This is a genomic window from Nesterenkonia sphaerica, from assembly GCF_005771565.1.
GTDB classification, from domain to species: Bacteria; Actinomycetota; Actinomycetes; order Actinomycetales; family Micrococcaceae; genus Nesterenkonia; species Nesterenkonia sphaerica.
In genome coordinates this window covers 42,650-49,415 of sequence record NZ_VAWA01000016.1, presented here as the reverse complement: position 1 = coordinate 49,415, position 6,766 = coordinate 42,650, and the positions used below count along the sequence as shown (strand labels likewise).

Below are 6,766 nucleotides of genomic sequence, written 5' to 3'. Positions count from 1 at the left end.
CCTTGCGGCCTTCATTGGAGGGAAGAAGCGGTTCGATACGCGCCCACTGCTCATCAGTGAGCTGCTGATAGCGAGAAGTGGCCGAAGAAGGCATGACCCCAGACTGCCGCAGGAATCACCTCACATATAGGAGACATGCCCTAGTCTCAGCGTCGACCGCCAGTTGTCTGCTCCCCTCTGGATTTTCTCATCTCGCTCGCTAACGAGCCTTTGAGCTTCTCTGGCGTTCGGCGCCCTCCACCTATGGTCAACGACCAAGCCACGCAAGAACCCTTCTGACCGCACGCCTTCTTCTCTCGCCTGAGAGCGTGGAGGGAGAAGTGTGTCCGTGGGTCCCGATACTTGAGGAGCACTGCCATGTCCACAGATGTCCTGGCCGATCTGATTCACACCAATGACACCGACCAGGTCCGCACCTGGGTCCAGGAAAATCATGCTGTGCGGGTGACCGAGGAGATTGCCCGTCTAGACCCCTCCGAGCAAGCCATCGCGTTTCGGCTCATGGAGAAGGACAAAGCGCTCGAGGTGTTTGAGCGCCTAGACCCGGAACACCAAAGCACCCTCCTTGAGGGGCTCAAAGAAGAACGCGTGCGTGAGCTCGTTGCAGCGATGCCAGCTGACCGACGTGCCCGCCTTCTGGATGAAGTCCCGGCCAAGGTTGCCACACGGCTCATGGAGGGCCTGACGCGAGCGCAACGAGACACCACAGCAGAACTGTTGGGCTACGGACCGGAGACCGCTGGGCGCATGATGGTCCCGGCCGTGGTCACCGTCTCTCCTGACACGACGCGTGAGGAGGCCCTGCAGAAGCTGCAGGACCGACCGGGCCGTTCCGATGAATACTCGGTGCTGCCGGTCACCGACCAGCAGCGGCGGCTAGTGGGCCTCGTCTCATTGAGTGACATTGTGACGAGCCCACAGGCCACCCCCGTCCAAGAGGTGATGCTCACCGACACCTACAGTGTCACTGCTCATCAGAGCCGGGAAGTTGCTGCACGCCTCATCCAGGACGCAGACCTTCTCGGACTCCCCGTGGTGGACTCCGAAGACCGCGTCATCGGAATTATCACCGTCGACGACGCCATGGAAGCGTTGGAACAGGAAGTCACGGAGGACGCCTACCGTGCCGGTGGTGCTGAACCGCTCGGCCGGCCGTACCTGGCGGCCACGGTGTTCGGGCTGGCCCGAAGCCGAGCCGTTTGGCTGCTGGTGCTGGTGGTCGCAGCAGTGCTGACGGTCAATGTGCTGGAGTTCTTCGAGGACACGCTTGAGTCGATGGTTGTGCTGGCCCTGTTCATCCCGCTGCTGATCGACACCGGCGGTAACGCGGGCTCCCAAGCAGCCAGCGCCATGATCCGTGCACTCGCCGTGGGGGAAGTCCGGTTCCGAGACTTGCCAAGAATTCTGTGGCGGGAGGCCCGGGTGGGGTTGCTCCTCGGTGTGATGCTGGCAGCTGTCGGGTTCCCGATCGCCTCGATCTTCTATGGCACTGACATTGGGCTGATCATTTCTCTGACATTGCTGGCCGTCTGCTTCTGGGCCTCGAGTGTCGGTGGAATCCTGCCGCTGATCGCCACTCGGTTAAAGATCGACCCGGCGGTGTTTTCGGCGCCAGTGGTGACCACGCTGGTCGACGCCACCGGTCTGGTGATCTACTTCTTGATCGCTAATGCTGTGCTCGGTGACCAGCTCAGTACAGCCGCCTCAGCGCTGACTGTCTGGTAGGCCCCGGCTCTTCGGATCTGGGGGTTGGTCTGGCGCGCTTCGCTGGCGGGGGCCAAGACCCACATCGCGGCCTCCGGCACCTCCCGGGCGGCCCGCCGGAGGCCTCACGATGACCACCCAGGCACGGAGTACACTGCTATTGCCCTTTGTGAGGTGACCCGGCGGCCTGAAGACCTGTTCTGAAGGGACAAGTTGAACAATGGATGTCAACGTAGTGCTTGCGCTCTTCGCCGGGTTTGTTGTTCTGTTCTCACTGTTCTCCACTCTTTGGCAGCGTCTGTCTCTCCCGGCCCCCACACTGTGTTTAGCATTTGGAGTACTTCTGGGTCCGTTCGCGCTGGATGTCATGCGCCTCGAAGACTTCGGCCCGCCGCCCAGCACACTGCTGGAGCAAGCAGCGCGCATTACCCTGGCGTTGAGCCTGGCAGGGATCGCGCTTCGACTTCCCCACGGATACTGGCGGCGCAACATTCGTTGGATTGCCGTCATCATTGGGCTGGGCATGGCCGGCATGCTGCTGGTCGCGGCTGGAGTGCTCTGGGCAGGGCTGCAGGTGCCATTGTTCGCAGCCTTACTGTTGGCGGCAGTGCTGACGCCCACAGATCCGGTCGTCACCACTCCCATCGTCACCGGGCCTCTGGCTGAGAAGCGAATTCCTGAGAAAATCCGGCACAACCTCTCCGCGGAGAGCGGCATCAATGACGGCTTAGCACACTTTTTTGTGATGTTGGCGGTGTTGTTATTCACCGGCTCGGCCACGGCACCTCAAGAACTCGTCGCCGTCCTGACATGGGAGATCCTGGGCGGGGCGCTCTTCGGTCTGGGCACAGGGTTCCTCATGGGACATCTGTTCATCTACGTGAAGAACAGGGGGCTGATGGACCAATCGTCATATTTGGTGTTTGTGGTGCCGTTCAGTCTCCTGGTCTTGGGCGGAGCCGAACTGCTGAACACTGAAGGCCTGTTGACTGTTTTCCTCGCCGCGGCAGTCTTCGCCCAGGTGATTCCGGAGCGGGACGAAGCGGAAGAGGACAGGATCGACGACGCGGTCAATCAGCTGTTACTGCTTCCTGCCTTCATACTGTTGGGGCTGGCGCTGCCCATTGAGCAGTGGATTCAGCAGGGTTGGTTAGTAGCACTGATAATTGTCGCCGCGGTCGTCCTGCGCCGATTGGTCACATTGTGGACGCTGCGGCCGTTGCTCAAACCACTGCACAATCGAAGTGAAACGCTGTTCCTCAGTTGGTTCGGCCCCATCGGGATCTCCACTTTGTATTACGCGTTGGTGGCGCAGAAACACACCGGCCACCCTGAGATCTTCGTGTGGGCCACGTTGGCAATCACAGCTTCCGTCCTACTTCATGGAACGTCCACCGGCATCCTGAGCCGGTGGCTGCAGCTGCACGACATGCCGAGCGGGGCGACTAGCCGTCAGAGACACTGACTCAGGTGGGCGCAACCCGTCGCTTTGCGGCGCATGAAGCACATACCGACTGGCGGGTGTTTCTCATATCCCGAGGGCCTCCGGGAGCATGCTGGCCACCACCGGCACCACACCCAGCAGCACGAACGCCGGTAAGAAGCAGACGGCTAGCGGCAGCAACATTTTCACACTGAGTTTCTCCGCCTCCGTGGCGGCCGCGTTCCGCGCCTGAGACCTGACTTGCCCTGCCGCCGCCTGCAGCATCCGAGCACTGGGAGCCCCCGTGGCGTAGGCGAAACTCAGATGTTCGCAGTAGGTGTGCAGCTGCGGGTGCTCGTCCACCGCCTCCGCCGCCTGGGCCCAGGGCGCCCCCGCGATGAGCCGGCGATGCACCCCGGCCAAAGGCTGGGCATCCGGGACCACAGCAGCCAAGCGATCTAGCGCCGCCTCGATTCCGACCCCTGCTGAGAGCAGCCCGGCAGTCAGGTCAAGCAGAAGATCGCATTCAGCAGTCTGCACCGGCTCTGCGCGACGGCGAGCCCGGAGGCCGAAACGGGTGCGCCACCTCCCTGCTGCACTGTGTCTTGTCACCGGCGGCAGGGCGATCAGGACGGCAGCCACCGTGGCGAGGGCGGCAAGCACTACCACCGGGTCAGGCATAGCGCCTCACTCGTTGGATCATGTGACGGCTCCAGAACCGACCACATCCCAAGAGCAGCAGCCCCGCCCCTAGGAGAACGAGACCGAACCAGCTGCCGAGCAGCATCGCCAACGGATCTGCACCCACCATGTGGCCCAGTGCCAGCCCGCCCACTGGGAGCAGCGTCAGGATCAGCTGAGTCAGTGTGGGACCGGCAATCGCAGTCTCCACCGCTGCCGCGAGCTCTGCCGCCTCGTCCACAGACTCGGCGAGCTGTTCGACCAGTTCGGATAGCGGTGCCCCGGTCTGCTCCGAGAGGGCAGTGACCGCCAGCAGCCGGCGGAGCAGCCGGTTCAGCTCGGGGTCGGACCCGGCGTCGGTGGCCAAGTACCGGCGCAGCCCGTCAGCGGTGCCCGTGCCCGCGGCCTCTGAGCCCGCGATCTGGGCGGTGACGTGGCGCAGCGGGTGGTCGGGCTCTCGGGTGCGCCACAGGTCGTGCAGCTGAGACCAGGCCTGCGCTTCACTGCGGCCGGAGACGAGCAGCGCTGCGAAGTGCCGCAGCAATTGGGCTACCTCCTGCCGCACGCGGGCAGGTCGGGGGCTCAACCGTCCCCGCAGCTGCTGAACCGCGATCCACAGGCGCTGGCCTCGCTGCGGGGTGGCTGTGGCCGCACGGGCAGGCGTGGGGGCGGCCACGAGAACCATGGCGGCTGCACACCCTGCGGCGGTGAGCACCAGCAGCGCCGTCACTGGGAAAGGTCCTGCCACGCCGGACCTCGTACCACGTCGCCTCCACAGGTCCTCAACGCCGGTACCAGCGTGAGCCGGCCGTCCTGGTAGCCCAGTGCGGAGAGCGCCACCGGCATTCGGCGCCCGCCGCGGCGCTCCACGTGGACCACCGCGTCCAGGGCCGCAGCCGCCTGCACCGCAACTGTCTCCGGCGCCAGACCTGCCAGCGCACCCATGGCGATGAGCCGGGCGGGCACCGCTTGCGGCGAATTGGCGTGGACAGTACCTCCGGCTCCGGCATGACCGGTGTTCATGGCGGTCAGGAAGTCCCGCAGCTCAGCACCGCGGCACTCGCCGACGATGAGCCGATCAGGCCGCATGCGCAGGGTCTCACGGACAAGCTGACCCATGTCGACCCGCCCAGCCCCCTCGACGTTGCCCTCCCGGCTCTGCAGATGCAGCACGTGGGGGTGCTGAGGTGTCAGTTCAGTGGTGTCTTCGACGACCACAAGGCGCTCCCCGCGGGAAACCTCACCGAGCATGGCCGCCAATAACGAGGTCTTCCCGGAGCCTGTGGCACCCGAGACCAGGTAATTGCGTCTGCGGGTCACGAGTGATTGAAGCGCCGCCACCCACTGTGCAGCGCCAGTCCAGTGCCGCGCCAGCTCACCCAATCCCGCGGTGGAGCGGCGGGCCACCCGCACCGAGATCATTGTTCCCTCCACAGCGATAGGGGGTATCACCGCATGGATCCGGCAGTTGCCGATTCTTCCGTCCGCGCAGGGGTGTCCTTCGTCGAGCCGTCCGCCGGCGACCGAAACCAGCCTGCGGGCCAACGCGCGGGCATGATCCTCCGATCCGACCCGCGCCCCGGTCTCGACCAGCCCCTCCTCGCCGTCAGTCCAGATCCTGCCCTGTCCGTCCAGGACCACATCTGTGACTCCGGGCAGGTCCACAAACTGCTGCAGGGGCCCCAGCCCCACCAACTGATTCCGCAAGGTTCTCACCAATTGGGCTGTGGTGCCGGTGCCCAGGGCTAAGCCTTCGGCCCGGACGGCTTCAGCGATCCGTTCGGCTGTCACCGGACCGGCCGAGGTGGTGAGTCGCTCCCGCACAGCGGCAATCTGCTCCCCACGCATCCGGTGCACCCACTGCGTGCAGGAGCCCGCCCAACAGCTCGGCTCCACGGCGGCTGTGCAGCAGCTCGTAGGCCTGGGTCAGCTCATCGTCACGGGCCAGCCACTTCTGCCGCGGCAGATCAGCAACCACCCGCGTATTCAGTGCGGCGGAGACATCCGCGGCACTCCACCCTGGTGCGGCAGGCCCATTGACCGCCAGACCGAGGCGCCGCTGCGGAACCGTGCTGATCAGCTCCCGGGCAGCGTCCACTCCCCTGCGGCTTGCCCTCACCACCACCAACAGGTCCTGCGCCAGCTCACCGAGACTCTCCAGCGCCGCGGTGCGCTGGCCGCTGTCAATCACCACGGCGTCGTAGCCCCGCCGGGACGCGACCGCCGCAGCGCGGACCGTGGCGTGGCTGGGCGCAGCGGCACCTGCGGTGAGGAACCCGATGCCTTCCCAGACAGGCACGGCTTCCCGCAACTGGGTCACCGAGAGTTCCCCCTCCACCGCTTCCAACTGCTGCCAGTCGAGGTCCCCGCCGCTGAGCTCACCGGAGGAGCGAGCCCCGCGCACGAGATCGGCCGGACCGCTGCCGGGGCCGCCGACGGCATCCAGCAGCAGCGGACGCATACCGCGGGCCGCCAATTCGGCCGCGCAGAGATAGGCAAACGTGGTGACCCCGATGCCTCCCGTGGCACCTGCCACCACAAGCACCCACCCCTGGGAGCGGTGGAGCACTTCACCTGCAAGGTGCTCAGTGAGCCACTTTTCCCCCGTGGGCAGCGGGACCGGCAGCAGACCAGGCCGCTGTGCTGCCGCCTGCCAGACAGCTTCGGCGTCATGGCCGACCACCAGACACGGCTCCACCTGCGCCGCCATGACCGGCAGGCATGTGGGGGCACACAGTACGGCCACCGCAGCACCAGCGGTGGGGCGGTCCACCTGGTCCCAGTGCCGGAAGACTGCCAGACGGGCTCCGACCACTGCCGCGATCAGCGCGACCTCATCGCGGAGCCGTTGGTCCTGCGCCACCAGGACCAGAACCGGCTCTGCATGGGAGGCCCCGGCCGCCTGGCCCGAGGACCGCCTCGACCGCGAAGCGGCACCTTTGGTCCGTGTCATGGGAA

Annotated in this window: 6 protein-coding genes; 2 read left to right on the top strand and 4 right to left on the bottom strand. The window is 65.4% G+C overall.

The features are described 5' to 3' along the window. The first annotated feature begins 357 nt into the window (after positions 1 to 357). Both mgtE and FEF27_RS10900 read left to right on the top strand, forming a co-directional pair. Positions 358 to 1,725, top strand: coding sequence for a magnesium transporter (mgtE, locus tag FEF27_RS10905; protein WP_138170891.1), 1,368 nt, complete (start codon positions 358 to 360; stop codon positions 1,723 to 1,725). 199 nt (positions 1,726 to 1,924) lie between these two features. After that, positions 1,925 to 3,169 carry a cation:proton antiporter gene (locus FEF27_RS10900; protein ID WP_138170890.1) on the top strand — a complete coding sequence of 415 codons (1,245 nt, stop codon included), beginning with the start codon at positions 1,925 to 1,927 and terminating at the stop codon, positions 3,167 to 3,169. A gap of 63 nt (positions 3,170 to 3,232) precedes the next feature. Here FEF27_RS10900 and FEF27_RS10895 read toward each other — a convergent pair whose 3' ends face one another. The 4 genes from FEF27_RS10895 to FEF27_RS10880 are packed head-to-tail and all read right to left on the bottom strand — an operon-like array spanning position 3,233 to position 6,761. Next, entirely contained in the window at positions 3,233 to 3,808 is a 576-nt protein-coding gene (locus tag FEF27_RS10895; RefSeq protein ID WP_138170889.1) for a type II secretion system F family protein, read from the bottom strand. After that, entirely contained in the window at positions 3,801 to 4,556 is a 756-nt protein-coding gene (locus FEF27_RS10890; RefSeq protein WP_138170888.1) for a hypothetical protein, read from the bottom strand. The genes FEF27_RS10895 and FEF27_RS10890 overlap by 8 nt, the downstream gene beginning before the upstream one ends. Then, a complete protein-coding gene (locus FEF27_RS10885; RefSeq protein WP_138170887.1) occupies positions 4,535 to 5,656 on the bottom strand; it encodes a TadA family conjugal transfer-associated ATPase in 1,122 nt (373 codons plus the stop codon). Before FEF27_RS10885 ends, FEF27_RS10890 begins: the two co-directional genes overlap by 22 nt. Then, complete coding sequence (locus FEF27_RS10880; RefSeq protein ID WP_138170886.1) at positions 5,577 to 6,761, bottom strand: CpaE/TadZ family protein; 1,185 nt, start codon at positions 6,759 to 6,761, stop codon at positions 5,577 to 5,579. Before FEF27_RS10880 ends, FEF27_RS10885 begins: the two co-directional genes overlap by 80 nt. Between the last annotated feature and the right edge of the window lie 5 nt (positions 6,762 to 6,766).